The following is a 15,031-nucleotide window of genomic DNA, read 5'->3' on the forward strand; positions in this document are numbered from 1 at the left end:
AAATAGCGCTAAAAAGCAGCGCATGTGGAATATTTGTGACACCTATCACCCCAAAAAATGCTTAAATTTACTGCACTGTAGCTGTTTAAACTCTGTGCCGTAGACCTATTTTGAGGTAAGGTGGGCTATATATTAAAACACCCGTTTATAGTGAGCTCAGCTGAAATCACTGTAAATTATCGGGGGAAAAAGAAGGAAGGTGAACTGATGGAACGCGAATCGATGGAATTCGACGTTGTAATCGTGGGAGCGGGGCCCTCAGGATTAGCAGCAGCATGTCGTTTAATGCAAATATCTAAAGACAGTGGTCAAGAACTCACTGTTTGTGTGGTAGAAAAAGGCTCAGAAGTTGGCGCTCATATTCTCTCAGGCGCAGTGTTTGAGCCTAAAGTCTTGGGCGAGCTATTTGATGATTGGAAAACCACTGGTGCACCGTTAAATACTGCCGTCACTCAAGATGAAATTCACATGCTGAGCTCAGCCACTGATGCTCGCACCATGCCAAACGCTTTAGTGCCTAAGACCATGCACAACGAAGGCAATTATATTATCAGTGTTGGTAATCTATGTCGTTGGTTGGCAGAGCGTGCCGAAGAGTTGGGTGTTGAAGTGTTCCCAGGTTTCCCCGCCAGTGAATTGCTATTTAATGAAGATGGCAGTGTTAAAGGGATTCAAATCGGTGATATGGGTGTTGGCGAAGATGGTCAACCAAAAGATGCTTATGAACCCGGTATGGAGCTACATGCCAAATATACCGTATTTGGTGAAGGTTGCCGTGGCCACTTAGGCAAGCAACTGATAGAGAAATTCCAATTAGATAACGGTAAAACACCACAACATTACGGTCTTGGTTTTAAAGAGATCTGGACTGTCCCACCTGAGCAGCATGAGCTAGGTAAAGTGGTACATACTGGCGGCTGGCCCTTAACTGAAGGCGCATCGGGTGGCGGGTTTATGTATCACCTCGAAGACAATCAAATTGCGGTAGGCTTAATTGTTGATCTCAATTATGCCAATCCGCACCTGAGCCCATTCGATGAGTTCCAGCGCTATAAAACCCACCCCGTAATAGCGAAAACGCTTAGCGGTGGTGAACGTATCTCTTATGGTGCTCGAGCGATCACCAAAGGTGGCCTGAACTCTTTGCCAAAACTTACCTTCCCAGGTGGCATGATTATCGGTTGTGATGCTGGTACCTTGAACTTTGCCAAAATTAAAGGTACTCATACCGCAATGAAGAGCGGTATGTTGGCTGCTGAAACACTGGCACAAGCGATGCTTGCAGGAGTTGATGCAGGTAAAGATCTTGATTGCTTACAAGACCGCTTTGATGAAAGCTGGTTAAAAGAGGAGCTTTATTGCTCGCGTAATTTTGGCCCTGCGATGCATAAGTTTGGCACCTACCTCGGTGGCGCTTTTAACTTTATCGACCAAAATTGGTTTGGCGGTAAATTTCCGGTCACCCTTAGAGATGAGAAACCTGACTACGCGCAGATGGTAGAATCAAACGCCTACAATAAAATTGACTACCCTAAGCCCGATGGAAAATTAAGTTTCGATAAACTGTCTTCGGTTTATCTATCCAATACTTTCCATGAAGAAGACCAGCTTTGTCATCTACGTTTAAAAGATGCGCGTATCCCAATTGATGTGAACTTGGTGAAGTTTGACGAGCCAGCACAACGCTATTGCCCAGCGGGTGTTTATGAGATTGTCGAAGAAGCTGGTGAAAAGAAATTTGTGATCAATGGCCAAAACTGCATTCACTGTAAAACTTGCGATATAAAAGATCCAAGCCAAAACATTACCTGGGTGACACCAGAAGGCGGTGGCGGTCCTAACTATCCCAACATGTAGATGTTGAGATTGACATAAAATCTGTAACCTTTTAACGATCTGATAATTTTACAGATTGTTAAATAAACTAAAAATGCACACCATTTGGTGTGCATTTTTAGTTGTGAACATAACAAAAAGTAGACATAATCCGCCGCGCTAATATAAGAGTAATAATTTCAAACTGAAATTCAGATACCTGCCTTAAATCCTACACGTTACAAAATAGATCCATCTTCACTAAGCTAAGCCGAAAAGGTTTCGCTAGCCTTGCGACGGATCTGCTACCAACAAATTCCATTAATCACGGCTGCTTTAGGCGATCGAATTTTTATGAAACTGAATATGCTCACCATCAAACAGAAAATTCTCCTCACTGTCACAGTGACAGTATTACTCTCTACTGCGCTCGTTGGCATGCTTAGCCAGCAAAGCGCTAAACAAGTGGTAGAGCAGAGAATGTTAACCTCAGAAATGCCCAATATGTTGGCGCAAATTCGCAACAAAGTTGAACTTAATATATCAACCTTGATGAATGCTGCTGAGCAACTCGCCAATAACCGCATGTTACTGCAATGGCTTGAGAATGATCGCCCAGAAGTTGACGAAACATTAGTGGTCAACCAGCTAAATGATGTCACCCGTCAATACGGCTTAGCTCAAGCCTCGTTTGCCGATAGAGAAACTGCGGCTTACTACACCCAAGACGGTTTTTTGAGAGTTCTCACTCCAGCACAAGACGCTTGGTTCTTTGATTACAAGAACAGCGGCCAAGAGAAGATGCTTAACGTTTTCACTGAAGCCAACGGTGATGTGAAGTTGTTTATTAATTATCAGCAACCTAATGGTCGAGGACTTGTAGGCTTAGGTAAGTCACTGGATGATATGGTGCAGCTATTAAGATCATTCAAAATTGAGCAATCAGGTTTTGTTTACTTAATCGATAGCCAAGGAGAGGTAAAGCTACATCAAGATACTAGCCAAATTGGCAAGATGAGCCTTAATAATTTATACCGTGATACTGACACCTCTAGCTTAATGCAGCGCACTGATTTCAATCTATTAAAAACCAGTGTCAATGGCGAAGAGATGTTCATTGCCAGTAGCTATATCCCATCAATGGACTGGTACTTAGTAGCACAAGTACCCGAAAGCGAGATTTTCTCACTGCTTGAAGAGTCTGCTTATAAAATCCTAATCTGGACTGCGCTGATTGCAGCAGTGTTTATCGCACTATCTAGTTTAGTTGCCAGCTCTGTTAGCCGCCCAATCGCAAAAGTAGCAGACATGCTGCACAACATTGGTGAAGGTGAAGGCGATCTTCGCCAACGCTTACCTGTAGATGGCAATGACGAACTTGCGCAATTGGCACAAGGCTTTAATAGCTTCATCAGCAAAATTCAAGCCTCGGTGATTGAAGTTGCCGATACCAGCAGATTACTTGGCGCTTCAGCAATTGACGTCTCTCATCAAGCTCAGCGTACGCTAGAGGATAGCCAGCAACAGAAAGATCAAACCATCATGGTTGTTACGGCAATTAACGAGATGGGGGCGACGGTTAACGAAATTGCCAGCAACGCTGCCCAAGCAGCCGATACCGCCAGAGCGGCTGATACCGATTCAAACAATGGCCAAGTGGTAGTGACTCGAGCTCGAGAGACTATTAGTCAGCTTTCCAATGATGTTGAGCAAGTGGGTGAAGTGATTGAATCACTCGCAACCCATACTAAGTCTATCGAAAGTATTCTTGACGTGATTAGAGCAGTTTCGGAGCAAACTAATCTACTCGCGCTGAATGCAGCGATTGAAGCAGCTCGAGCGGGTGAAGCCGGTCGTGGTTTTGCCGTAGTGGCAGATGAAGTGCGCAACCTTGCTTCACGCACAGCAACATCAACCAACGAAGTGCAAGTCATGATCGATAAGCTACAAGCGGAAGCTAGCCGTGCGGTTGAAGCGATGGAGAAGAGTCGTTCTCGCTCTATTGAAGGGGTCAATGCTGTTGATGAAGCCAGCCAGTCGCTCACTGGCATTAGCGAACGCATTGGTTCTATTAGTGATATGAATATTCAAGTTGCAGCAGCCACTGAAGAACAGTCTACGGTAGTGGAAGATATTAACCGTAACGTCAGTGATATTAATGATATCACTCAGCGCACTGCCGATACTGCTGAAGATGCTGCGCAGGCGAGTCAATCATTGACCCAACTAGCACATAGACTCGACTCATTAGTGGCTAATTTTAAAGTATAGCGCTAAAACCGTTATTGCCTATCGAACCCTATCGATAGGCAATGGCATATCTATGAGCGAGGCTTAATAAAGTTAATCGACATTGGGTACTTATAACTCTCACCTTCACTGGCTTTCATCGCTGCGATAATAGTAAATACAATATCTACAATCGCGATAATACCCAGCAAAATAAAGCCGATACCAACCAACATTAAAACAGCGCTGATCATCGCGTAGATTGCGATGCTAATTTTAAAGTTTAAGCAGTTGCGACCGCAGCTATCAACAAATGGCAGCTCATCTCGCTTCATTAACCAAACGATTAATGGCCCTAAAATACTGCCAAACGGGATCAAATAGCCGGAGAAACTAGCTAAATGAACGACGATCCCCATGTTCTTCTCGTCTTGTGTCACAATTCTACTCCTTGAAATAATGGATAAAAAACTAAACTAAGCTTGTTGTACGCCATATAAGCGCATTTGCCAATCTTCAATGGCATTATTATCGATGCGGCGCTGTAAACTGCCCACCCAAGAAGCGGCTAGTCCCGGACAATCTGCTAAACGTTGATACTGAACCGCATCAAACTCGGGTAAAAAATAGATATGCATCGCTTCAGCAACACTGATCTCAGAACAACGCTCTAGCAGTGTAATCGTATCACTCGCATATATCGTTCCAGGCTCGAGCACACGGTAGAACCAACCGCAACGACCACTTTGCTGCATTGCCAAAGCAAACTCTTGGTGGCCAAACTGTAGGTTCAACTTAAAGCAAGGCGAACGAGGTTGTGTCACCTGCAGTTTCACTTCGCCAATTTGAATGATGTCACCGATGTTTACTTGGTGTTCGTCGAGCCCAACAGTGCTTATATTCTCGCCCATTGCTGGTGCATCTTTAAAACCTGATATAAGGTCCCAACGACGATACTGACCGTAATGTTCACGCGGGAAATGGTGCAGCACTCTGTCAAGACCGCCGTGATGCTTAGGGTCAGCTTGTGCATCCCCTTCCACATGTTCAGAACCCACAACTAACTGACTCACTACTGACTTTTGATTAATAGCCGACTGTACAACACCCAAATCAACAATACTTGAACCGCGATACAAACCGGAAATCTGCTTTACCAATACTTGAGATGTCATCAATATTAACCCTAGAAAGACTTAAACTATGCTAACACTACCACTATCTACAATATCATCGATATTTAAACAGAAATGCTCCCAGGCATCCTTGTTACCAACATTTTCGGTAGCAATAAAACCAAGCTTTTCCAGGGTAGAGATTGAAGCGAGATTATCAAGCTTGGCTCGCGCAATCAAACGGCTTAAGCCATAACGCTTTTGAGCTAACAAAATTGCCGCTTGCGCCGCCTCAGTAGCATAACCTTGACGCCAATGGTGACGTGTAATCCTAAAACCGAGATCAACCTCTGCGAGTGCATGTTGTCGACTCAGGCCACAAAAACCTATGTACTCTTGCGTATCAGTTAAGTAAAGCGACCAACGGCCAAAACCATGCAATCTGTACTGGTCATAATCTCGAATAAAACGAGCAGCATCAGCTATATCTGCAAACGCATGATCACCGGTATATTGCATTACTAGAGGGTCACTATTTAGCAGATAAAAACCTTCGGCGTCAGCCAGTGAAAACTGCCGCAATTCAAGTCTCGCCGTGGTGGCAACGACTATTGTATCAATAAGACAAAACCACTCGGTCACGCCCCTGCTCTTTAGCTTGATACAGTGCGATATCAACTCTGTTAATTAACTCTTCAGCTTTTTCTGATGCACGGTGCTCAGCAACACCGCTACTGATCGTCACATTAATTTCGCAGCCATTAACATGAATACGTCGCTCAGCTACCGACTTTCTAATCCGCTCGGCAATATCACTACCGTGGCTTAAATCGATATTAGGCAACAAGATCAAGAACTCTTCTCCACCCCAACGACAGAGTAGATCTTCTTCTCTCAATTCGGCTTTAAGCATGTTGGATACGGTTTTAATCACCAGATCACCAATATTATGCCCATGCTGATCATTAACCGCTTTAAAATGATCAATATCCATTAGCAATACTGACATTGGGGTACTATCCAGCACCGAGCGAGCCAGTGAACGACCAAAATACTCCTCAAATGCCTGTCTGTTTGCAGCGCCAGTGAGCTTATCGGTAGACGCCATCAACTCCAGTTTGCGCTGGTATTTACCTAGGGTTAGATTGGCAATCAATAAAATAGCCAGCGTAACAAAAATACTCACGCCCAAGTTGGCCCAGAAGGTAGTCAGCAGCTTCTGCTTACCCATGCTTTCATCCTGCTCTACCAACAGATACCATTTAAAATCAGAGACCAAACGACTATTTAAGTAGATCGTTTTACCGTCTCGTTGATAGGAAAAAGAAGCACTTGGACTGGTTAGCACCCGAGTCGCTAACATCTCAAGTCCTGGTGTACTCTGCAACGTATCCCCACCGGCATAACCTTTACTGTGTAGGGTGATATTACCCTGCCGATCGGTAAAATAAACACTACGGTTATAACGTGTTTGGTATAGCTCTATCATCTTCTTAACGCTTTCCACCGCTAAACCTACGCCGGTAACGCCGATAAAATTCCCATCAAAATCAAACACTTTGTAATTAACATAGATAACAGTACGATTACGATCAGCTGTGTCTTGGTCAATGTTAACTTCGTAACTCTCAGATTTTGGTAGTGAGCGTACCCTAAAATACCAAGCATCATTGGGATCGATATCATCAATTTTTTTCAGTACACCGCTGGAGTGGTAATAATTACGGGTTGATTCTGATACAAAAAAACTCGTTACTGTGCCATATTTCTCTTGAATTTCTTTCAGGTAGCGCACCAACTTTTCAGGTGTTTTTTCTTGATCTAGAGTCCAATCTCGCACAAAGGTATCTTGGGCCATTAATGATGAAATGAAGATGGGTTTAAGCAAGTCATGCTGAATTTCTGAGTAGATATTATCGCTGGTGAGCGGCAGTGTATTCTCTTCGATCTGTTCACTTAGCGAGTCATGTGCAACTTGATAGCTGATGCCACTGGTAACGACAAAAGCACCTAATAGCAACACAGTTAAGATCCAGATAAACCGTTTTTTATCGTTCCATACCTTATGACCCATACTACGCTCACTTCACACAATTAATAATTGAACTCGCTCAAACAAGCAGCACTTGTTAATTAACTGTAAATATTACCCGAAAAGCACTTTGGCCGCATTGATTATTAGCGATAAGCTAAGTTGATTTTTTTGAAGCTAGCACACACAAAGATGTAAAAGCCTCACCGTTAGGCCTAATAGATTAAATCATTAAGCCTAAATCGATAATACTAAGGCGTCAGGTAAGCTTTTAACCCCTTGCCGGGTATAGAGCTTTCACAAGCCACGGCATGGCTAGACCAGATTGAAGCCTCCTGCATTGACTCAATGATAGTCAACTTGTTAACTAAGCCATTGATAAGCCCAGCAGCATAAGCATCTCCTGCACCTGTTGTATCAACAACACGGCTTGGCAGCGCCGCAACGAGCTGCTGCTGTTTTTCGCTATATAATGTTGCACCATTTTCGCCATCAGTGACGATAAAATACTGTAAACTTTCCCCGGCAATTGATCGCGCAAACTGCCACGGTGGCACTTCACAGCGTCCCTGCATGTCGCTGAGTGACGCCAATAAAATATGACAAGGTCTAGCTCGCTCATCTTTAGCAAGTTGTGCCACTACCCAACAATGTTCAATGGCAGTTTTGGCCCAACTAGCAGCACCTTCAGAAGATGAGTTAATGTAAAAGGCATCTACCGTCTGCCAGTTTGGTGGGATCGGTAGTTCAAAGATAGGACGTTCAGGACGAATAATGGTGCGTTCCCCATCAGGAGTCATCATCAACAACATCTCATTGGTTGCCCCCGCTCGGCGCTGGATCAAACTACAATTTATCCCTTGAGTACTCGCCTCGGCCAACAGCCAATCTCCAACATCATCGCGACCAACCTCAGTCACTAAGGTCACTTGATGCCCAGCCCAAACAAGACCAATCCCCGTATTCGCACCGCCACCGCCTAACCGTTGACCACCATCTTTATAATGAAAGCGGCCACCCGTTTTTAACGGTTTATTGAGGTTAAAAATACGATCACAGTTTAAGTTTGCGACAAGTAAAATGTTGGCCATGACAACTCAGTAATAGCATGCGATAAAACGATAGTAAGAGATTTATACAATCGATCCAAGTGGTAAGCGTCTTTGATGAACTATTTAGCTATTTGCATTGCTACTACCAGACAAACCAGAAGCAACATAACCTTTAACTTGTAAGAGATATCTCAATACCATGTAGGCCACAGTGACATTTTCAATTAGCAAAACAAACCGCAGTAGTACTAAGCACTGGAAAGCCCTAGTATTTATGAACTATTAATCTTTCATACTAACCCAGCCATTTGGACTATACTTATCTTTAATGACCTCATCACAGCATCGCTGTGTATGATGGTGACATCCCCACGTAATAGGATAGTTGAATGGACTCAATTATTAGTATGGATGAACTCACGGAGTTCCATGAACCACTCGAAGTGCGACTCGAACGCTATAAAGCATGCCTTTATGAATTTGAGAAGCTAGAGTATACCGACACTTATATTGTGCAGATCAGAGAAGATATCGCCAAGTTAGAGCGACTCATCGCTCAGCAGTACTAATGCTCAATAAAAAGCGGCAAATACATCGCTGTATTTACCGCAAAAAGTCACTCAAGAAAGCATAAAGCCTTTCAGCGTAACCGACTCACTACATGTCGCAATCTTGTAGTGGTTTACGTAGCTGAGCGCGGACGTTGTCCATACCCGAGTAAAACTCTTTCATCATCAACAAGCCCATCATCTTACCGTTATCGGTAACAATAAGGTTGTCAGGATCCATCGGATCATTCTTGATCGCACCAATCGCTTTCATTGAGGTCATCTCTTTAAACAGTGCAGTATCAAGATTAACGCCAAAGGTTTCGCGGAAATACTTACGTGAAAGTCGGCCAGAGAACATACCGAGTAAGAAACGATATTGCATCACCTCTTTACGACCATAATTCTTCTGCTGCTCAACCCCCATATGACCACTAGCAACCCGCTCTTGATACTTTTTCAAAGAGAAAGTATTAACATAAAGCGTGTCATCCAAGAAACTAAATGAACCAGAGCCTACACCTAAGTATTCATCATAATCAATTACATACTCATCAAAGCCTTCGTCATTGGTTTTACCAAAAGCCCAAGCTGAAAGTTGGTTGTACTGCCCATTCAAGCTATTTAGAATTTGACGATATTGACGCACCATATCACCATGAGGAGCAGCAAGTTTGCCCTTCACGCTCTTACGAGTCTGGTGAGTAATCATCAGTGGGTAAGTGGTAATTTGACGTGGATCGAGCCTAGATGCCATATCGAGGTCTTGCTGGATAACTTCGTCAGTCTGGCCTCTAAAGCCAAAAATAAGATCGACGTTGATAATTGGAAACAGCTCTTTAGCTGCCATGATTTTATCAAATGTCTGTTGTCCTGAACCAAACTTTTCGATTCGGTCAGTCATGGTAAGAATGTCATCATTGAAGCTTTGTACGCCAATAGACATACGGTCAACTAAGCCTTCAAGCTGTTTAAAGCCATCACTGTCTAAGTGCTGTGGATCTGATTCACAAGAAACCTCTTTGATACTTGGGAATAGTTTTTTAGCATGCTCAATGGTACGAGCTAACTCATCTTCCAATACCGTGGTGGTGCCACCACCGATATACATAGACTCAAAGTCATAACCTAAGGCTTTCACCATATCCATCTCTTTACGTAAAGAGATAAAGTAAGCGCGCGCCTTATCTTCCTTAAATAGGAAACGGTGGAAAGTACAAAATGAGCACAAGGTATGACAGAAAGGAACATGGGCATACAGCATGTATTTCTTACCTTCTACTGGATTCGGCATCATCTCAGCAGAAACAGTATCTAGCCTTAGATTGCGGTCCACATAGAACTGCATCACCTTTTCCATACCACTAATCATCCAATCAGGTGTAGTGATATTGGCGTTATAAGGTTGAGCACTATCAGGCAAAATAATTGAAGACATAAAGTTTCCTATCAAAGATGGCTGTTCAAATTAAAATGAGGCAGAACGAATTGAACCAGCGGAGAGTAAAATTAACACTTTAAATCACCCCAAAACGTGATTTGGTTATAAGTTACCGTTTCCTATCAAGGAAATGTATAGTTTTTTGTTAAGTAAGTCATACTTTAGCAAAGGCTCATAAAATAGACAGTACTAATATTGATACGCCACATACAAAAACACCTCAGTGATTAAATCGACTGAGGTGTTTGCAGTTCAAGCCTTAAATACTCAAAAGATTACTCTTTATATTTAAGTGTACCGTTCTCTTTGATCTCGTCGAACCAAAGATTATGGTGTTGGCTTGCCCAAGTTTCATCACAATAACCAGATACCATACACTCCATACCACCTTCAGACATAACCGTGGCCATAAAGATATGCACGATTGAGAAAGCAGTAATGATGATAGCGCTGACAGAGTGAAGGATCAGTGCAATCAGGCTTAATGTGCGGCTAGGCTCGAACAAGTTCGGGAATAGTAGCAGCATACCTGAAGCTGAGATCACTAGGCCAAATACAGCAAAGGCCCAGAACCATAACTTCTCACCAGCGTTAGCAAAGCCAGCATCTGGATGCTTGCCTTTGAATGGACCGAAGTTGATGTAACCACCAACAACCATCATCCACTTGATGTCGTACATTTTAGGCAATTGGTTTTTAGCCCAAAGTACAGTCATCAACGCCCAACCAATCATGAACGGAATCGCCATGATGTCATGCACCTGCTTCGCAGCGTAGACTAGGTTAGACCAAAGACCTTCACCAATATAAGGCTGGAAGAAGAAACGTCCAGCAAGCAGTGTTAAGCCGGTCAAAATCAATAGCAGACACGGAATAGCACCCAACCAGTGAATAGACACGTCAAACTTAGACCAACGATATACCAGTTTACCTGAGAAGCCACCGTGCAACTTAGAGATGCCGTTCACTTTGATAAACAGTACAAAGATAATGATCATGCCGAAAAGGGCAGCCATTAACGCTGGAGCAAGAATATCACTACGCAGCTCAAGAACACGTAAGTCATACGTGTTGATTGGCTGAGCGTGGAACTCACTTGTTGAAGTTGTACGACCTTCAGCACCGGCTTTTAACTGTGACCAAATTTGGCCTTCAGTTGCTTGTCCGTCATGCGTGTGCTCAGCACCATCATGGGCAAATGCAGTAACACTGAATAACAGTGCAATCGCAATACCTATCTGTTTAAACCATTTGTTCATAATACGTCCTCTGTTACTCCCCGTTGGCCCAATGAATTGAGCCAACAAGCAGTAGGTTTGGAAGTTATTAACCTAAGTTAATTAACCCCAGATTGCGTTTTTAGAACCACGGTATGCAACACGCTCACGGAAGATTGCAGAAACAATTTCAGCATCACCCGCTAGTAGCGACTTAGTTGCACACAGTTCGGCACACATAGGTAGTTTGCCTTCTGCAACACGGTTTGCACCGTACTTCTGACGCTCTGCATCAGAATGGTTCTCTTCAGGACCACCAGCACAGAAAGTACACTTGTCCATCTTACCGCGAGCACCAAATGCGCCGCCTTGAGGGAACTGAGGCGCACCAAATGGGCAAGCATATAGACAGTAGCCACAACCGATACAAGTATCTTTGTCGTGCAGTACAATGCCGTCTTCAGTCTTGTAGAAACAGTTTGCAGGACAAACAGCCATACAAGGTGCATCGCTACAGTGCATACATGCTACTGAGATAGACGCTTCGCCTTTCTCACCATCATTGATAGTCACTACGCGACGACGTTGGATTCCCCACTCAAGAGCAGAGTCGTTTTCGTTCTTACATGCTGTGACACAACCGTTACACTCGATGCAGCGCTTGGTATCACATAAAAATTTCATTGTAGCCATTCTGGCAATTCTCCTAGCTAATTCTGCAATTACGCTTTAACGATCTGACAAAGCGATGCCTTGGTTTCCTGCATCTGAGTCACAGGGTCATAACCATAAGTCAATGCAGTGTTAGCTGATTCACCGATAACGTAAGGAACAGTGCCTTCAGGGTAGTTAGGCGCAAGGCTTTCACCGTGCATCTCACCCGCGAAGTGGTAAGGCATCCAAGTTACACCAGGCTTAACGCGTGGAGTGACCATTGCCTTGATCTTAATACGACCACCTTCAGCACCCTCTAGCCATACTGTGTCTCCGTCGCGAATTGCGCGATCAGCCGCATCAGCAGGGTTCATTTCAACAAACATCTCTTGTTGAAGTTCAGCCAACCATGGGTTTGAACGAGACTCTTCACCACCACCTTCATACTCAACTAGACGACCAGAAGTCAGGCCTAGTGGGTACTTAGCTGCAGTGTCTTTCTCTTGGATTGACTTGTACAGCGTCGGTAGACGATGAACTTGCATATCGTCATATGTTGGGTACTTAGACACAAGATCACGGCGTGGCGTGTAAAGCGGCTCACGGTGAACAGGTACTTGGTCAGGGAAAGTCCAAACAATACAACGCGCTTTAGCGTTACCGTATGGGATACAACCGTGCTTCATAGCAACACGCTGGATACCACCAGAGATATCGGTCTTCCAGTTTCTACCTTCAGCTTCAACTTTCTCTTCAGCTGTAAGATCGTCCCACCAGCCAAGCTGCTTAAGCATGTCAGCGGTGAATTCTGGGTAACCGTCTTGGATTTCGGCGCCTTTAGAGAAGCTGCCCTCAGCAAGTAGGTTCTTACCTTTGTACTCAACACCGTAACGAGCACGGAAGTTACCGCCACCCTCAAGCACATGCTTGTGTGTGTTATACAGGATCTGAGTACCTGGATGCTTCTGCTCTGGAGTACCCCAACAAGGCCAAGGTAGACCGTAGGTATCACCTTTAGCAGGGCCACCAGCAGCTTCAAGAGTCTTGTTGCTAAATGTACCCCAGTTTTGAGTGTGCATTTTAAGACGCTCAGGGCTTTGACCTGACATACCAATTGTCCACATACCGCGGTTAATTTCGCGAGTAATGTCTTCAATCACAAGTACATCATTTGCGTCTTTAGCGATACGCTTAGTGAACTCGTCTGCAAAACCAAGCTTTTGAGAAAGACGGTACATGATCTCAAGGTCAGTTTTAGATTCGAATAATGGTTCGATAACCTTTTCACGCCACTGCTGGCTACGGCCAGAGTTAGATACTGAACCTTCAGTTTCAAACTGAGTAGCAGCCGGTAGCAGGTAAACACCATTTTGACGACGATGCATAACACCCGCCATTGTTGGGAAAGGATCCACAACAACTACAGTGTCCATCTTGTCTAGTGCTTCACGCACATCACGTTGACGAGTTTCAGTGTTAACTGATTGGCCCCAGAAGAATGCCATACGAACGCGATCTTTCTGTGCTAGTTTTTCAGGCGTTTCTAAAACACCATCATGCCAGCGAGAACAAGGAATACCAGGGGTGTTCATTGGAACACGACCTAAGTATTCGTTTTGATCGAAGCGGTTCTTAACCCAATCAAATTCTAGATCCCAAACGTGGCTCCAATGTTTCCAAGAACCCGTCTTAAGACCGTAGTAACCCGGTAGCGTATCGAACAATAGACCTAAGTCAGTTGCGCCCTGTACGTTATCGTGACCACGGAAAATGTTTGTTCCGCCGCCTTTAACGCCCATGTTACCTAGCGCTAATTGAAGGATACAGTAAGCACGAGTGTTAGCATTACCGACGTGATGCTGAGTACCACCCATACACCAAACAACAGTACCAGGACGGTTATCGGCCATCATCTTAGCTGCTTGGTAAACTTCTTCTTCGCTACAACCTGTGATGTTCGCCACTTCTTTAGGTGGGAACTTCTTCACTTCTTCGCGAATTGATTCCATTTCGAATACACGTTGCTCGATAAATGTCTTATCTTCCCAACCGTTTTCGAAGATATGCCAAAGCATACCGTAGATGAATGGAATATCAGTACCAGGACGTAGACCACAATGTAGGTCAGCGTGCGCTGCAGTACGTGAGAAGCGTGGATCAACAACAATAATCTTCGCGTTGTTTTTCTCTTTCGCGATCAAGATATGCTGCATCGCAACTGGATGCGCTTCAGCCGGGTTTGCACCGATGAAGAAGATTGCATTTGCATTCTGGATATCGTTGAAAGAGTTGGTTTGCGCACCGTAACCCCAAGTGTTAGCAACACCGGCTACCGTGGTAGAGTGACAAATACGTGCAGAGTGATCGACGTTGTTGGTGCCCCACATTGCCGCAAATTTACGGTACATGTAGCAGCCTTCGTTCGAGAACTTAGCACTACCCATAAAGTAAAGTGAATCTGGACCAGACTCTTTACGGATATCTAGCATTTGGTCGCCAACTTCGTTAAAAGCTTGCTCCCAAGATAGTTTCTTCCACTTGCCATCAACAAGCTTCATTGGGTACTTAAGACGCTTCTCACCGTGACCATGTTCACGTAGTGCAGCACCTTTAGCGCAGTGACCGCCTGCGTTGAATGGGTGGTCGAAAGCTGGCTCTTGACCTGTCCATACGCCATTTTGTACTTCTGCGTATAAACCACAACCGACAGCACAAGCACTACATACAGTACGCTTGATCTCAGTTGGTGCATCATGTGGGATATCTTTGGCTTCTGCTTTACGCATCATGCCTGTACCCAGTAACGAAGCTGCAGCAATACCACCAGATGTGATACCAGCATGCTTCATAAATTGACGACGGCTAATACCTAGAGTTTTTTTCTCTACAGTAGGTGCCGCGTTGGATTTGCGAGTTAATTGCATCGCT

12 protein-coding genes are annotated in these 15,031 nt (G+C 44.3%); 3 read left to right on the forward strand and 9 right to left on the reverse strand.

Annotation, left to right across the window (positions count from 1 at the left end; genetic code table 11):
- Positions 1-207 precede the first annotated feature (207 nt).
- Together AB4238_RS06135 and AB4238_RS06140 are read left to right on the forward strand one after the other, a co-directional pair.
- Positions 208-1,857, forward strand: a complete 1,650-nt coding sequence (locus AB4238_RS06135) for an electron transfer flavoprotein-ubiquinone oxidoreductase (RefSeq protein WP_372032239.1) — start codon at positions 208-210, stop codon at positions 1,855-1,857.
- Positions 1,858-2,169: 312 nt separating this feature from the next.
- On the forward strand, positions 2,170-4,086 hold the full coding sequence (locus tag AB4238_RS06140) for a methyl-accepting chemotaxis protein (RefSeq protein ID WP_372032240.1): 1,917 nt from the start codon (positions 2,170-2,172) through the stop codon (positions 4,084-4,086).
- 50 nt (positions 4,087-4,136) lie between these two features.
- On the opposite strand, the gene AB4238_RS06145 is transcribed toward AB4238_RS06140, so the two are convergent.
- The 5 genes from AB4238_RS06145 to AB4238_RS06165 all read right to left on the reverse strand — a co-directional run bounded on the left by AB4238_RS06145 (position 4,137) and on the right by AB4238_RS06165 (position 8,282).
- A complete protein-coding gene (locus AB4238_RS06145; RefSeq protein ID WP_248975671.1) occupies positions 4,137-4,463 on the reverse strand; it encodes a DUF4870 domain-containing protein in 327 nt (108 codons plus the stop codon).
- A 57-nt stretch (positions 4,464-4,520) separates the two neighbouring features.
- Positions 4,521-5,219, reverse strand: coding sequence for an MOSC domain-containing protein (locus AB4238_RS06150; RefSeq protein ID WP_372032278.1), 699 nt, complete (start codon positions 5,217-5,219; stop codon positions 4,521-4,523).
- A gap of 21 nt (positions 5,220-5,240) precedes the next feature.
- Complete coding sequence (locus AB4238_RS06155; protein WP_372032242.1) at positions 5,241-5,801, reverse strand: GNAT family N-acetyltransferase; 561 nt, start codon at positions 5,799-5,801, stop codon at positions 5,241-5,243.
- On the reverse strand, positions 5,776-7,233 hold the full coding sequence (locus AB4238_RS06160; RefSeq protein WP_372032244.1) for a diguanylate cyclase domain-containing protein: 1,458 nt from the start codon (positions 7,231-7,233) through the stop codon (positions 5,776-5,778). Before AB4238_RS06160 ends, AB4238_RS06155 begins: the two co-directional genes overlap by 26 nt.
- Before the next feature lie 209 nt (positions 7,234-7,442).
- On the reverse strand, positions 7,443-8,282 hold the full coding sequence (locus AB4238_RS06165; protein ID WP_372032245.1) for a PfkB family carbohydrate kinase: 840 nt from the start codon (positions 8,280-8,282) through the stop codon (positions 7,443-7,445).
- Between the two features lie 350 nt (positions 8,283-8,632).
- Between AB4238_RS06165 and AB4238_RS06170 the strand changes: the two genes are divergently transcribed.
- Positions 8,633-8,812: a hypothetical protein gene (locus AB4238_RS06170; protein ID WP_372032247.1), complete on the forward strand. Its 180-nt coding sequence runs from the start codon at positions 8,633-8,635 to the stop codon at positions 8,810-8,812.
- Between the two features lie 88 nt (positions 8,813-8,900).
- On the opposite strand, the gene AB4238_RS06175 is transcribed toward AB4238_RS06170, so the two are convergent.
- The 4 genes from AB4238_RS06175 to AB4238_RS06190 form a co-directional block, all read right to left on the reverse strand.
- A complete protein-coding gene (locus AB4238_RS06175; RefSeq protein ID WP_372032248.1) occupies positions 8,901-10,229 on the reverse strand; it encodes a coproporphyrinogen III oxidase family protein in 1,329 nt (442 codons plus the stop codon).
- 278 nt (positions 10,230-10,507) lie between these two features.
- Positions 10,508-11,491 (reverse strand): formate dehydrogenase subunit gamma, encoded by a 984-nt coding sequence (locus tag AB4238_RS06180; RefSeq protein WP_248975615.1) that lies wholly within the window; start codon positions 11,489-11,491, stop codon positions 10,508-10,510.
- Positions 11,492-11,572: 81 nt separating this feature from the next.
- Positions 11,573-12,142, reverse strand: coding sequence for a formate dehydrogenase FDH3 subunit beta (gene fdh3B, locus AB4238_RS06185; RefSeq protein WP_220737173.1), 570 nt, complete (start codon positions 12,140-12,142; stop codon positions 11,573-11,575).
- Between the two features lie 29 nt (positions 12,143-12,171).
- Complete coding sequence (locus AB4238_RS06190; RefSeq protein WP_220737174.1) at positions 12,172-15,027, reverse strand: molybdopterin-dependent oxidoreductase; 2,856 nt, start codon at positions 15,025-15,027, stop codon at positions 12,172-12,174.
- Positions 15,028-15,031 lie beyond the last annotated feature (4 nt).

Source organism: Shewanella sp. 10N.286.45.A1 (genome assembly GCF_041470405.1).
Lineage (GTDB): Bacteria > Pseudomonadota > Gammaproteobacteria > Enterobacterales > Shewanellaceae > Shewanella.

What these genes read in the sequence shown, in the direction of transcription:
- AB4238_RS06145 (WP_248975671.1), bottom strand. Translation starts at nt 4,463, where the DNA reads ATGGGGATCGTCGTTCATTTAGCTAGTTTCTCCGGCTATTTGATCCCG.
- AB4238_RS06150 (WP_372032278.1), bottom strand. Translation starts at nt 5,219, where the DNA reads ATGACATCTCAAGTATTGGTAAAGCAGATTTCCGGTTTGTATCGCGGT.
- AB4238_RS06180 (WP_248975615.1), bottom strand. Translation starts at nt 11,491, where the DNA reads ATGAACAAATGGTTTAAACAGATAGGTATTGCGATTGCACTGTTATTC.
- AB4238_RS06190 (WP_220737174.1), bottom strand. Translation starts at nt 15,027, where the DNA reads ATGCAATTAACTCGCAAATCCAACGCGGCACCTACTGTAGAGAAAAAA.
- AB4238_RS06165 (WP_372032245.1), bottom strand. Translation starts at nt 8,282, where the DNA reads ATGGCCAACATTTTACTTGTCGCAAACTTAAACTGTGATCGTATTTTT.
- fdh3B (WP_220737173.1), bottom strand. Translation starts at nt 12,142, where the DNA reads ATGGCTACAATGAAATTTTTATGTGATACCAAGCGCTGCATCGAGTGT.
- AB4238_RS06170 (WP_372032247.1), top strand. Translation starts at nt 8,633, where the DNA reads ATGGACTCAATTATTAGTATGGATGAACTCACGGAGTTCCATGAACCA.
- AB4238_RS06175 (WP_372032248.1), bottom strand. Translation starts at nt 10,229, where the DNA reads ATGTCTTCAATTATTTTGCCTGATAGTGCTCAACCTTATAACGCCAAT.
- AB4238_RS06135 (WP_372032239.1), top strand. Translation starts at nt 208, where the DNA reads ATGGAACGCGAATCGATGGAATTCGACGTTGTAATCGTGGGAGCGGGG.
- AB4238_RS06160 (WP_372032244.1), bottom strand. Translation starts at nt 7,233, where the DNA reads ATGGGTCATAAGGTATGGAACGATAAAAAACGGTTTATCTGGATCTTA.
- AB4238_RS06140 (WP_372032240.1), top strand. Translation starts at nt 2,170, where the DNA reads ATGAAACTGAATATGCTCACCATCAAACAGAAAATTCTCCTCACTGTC.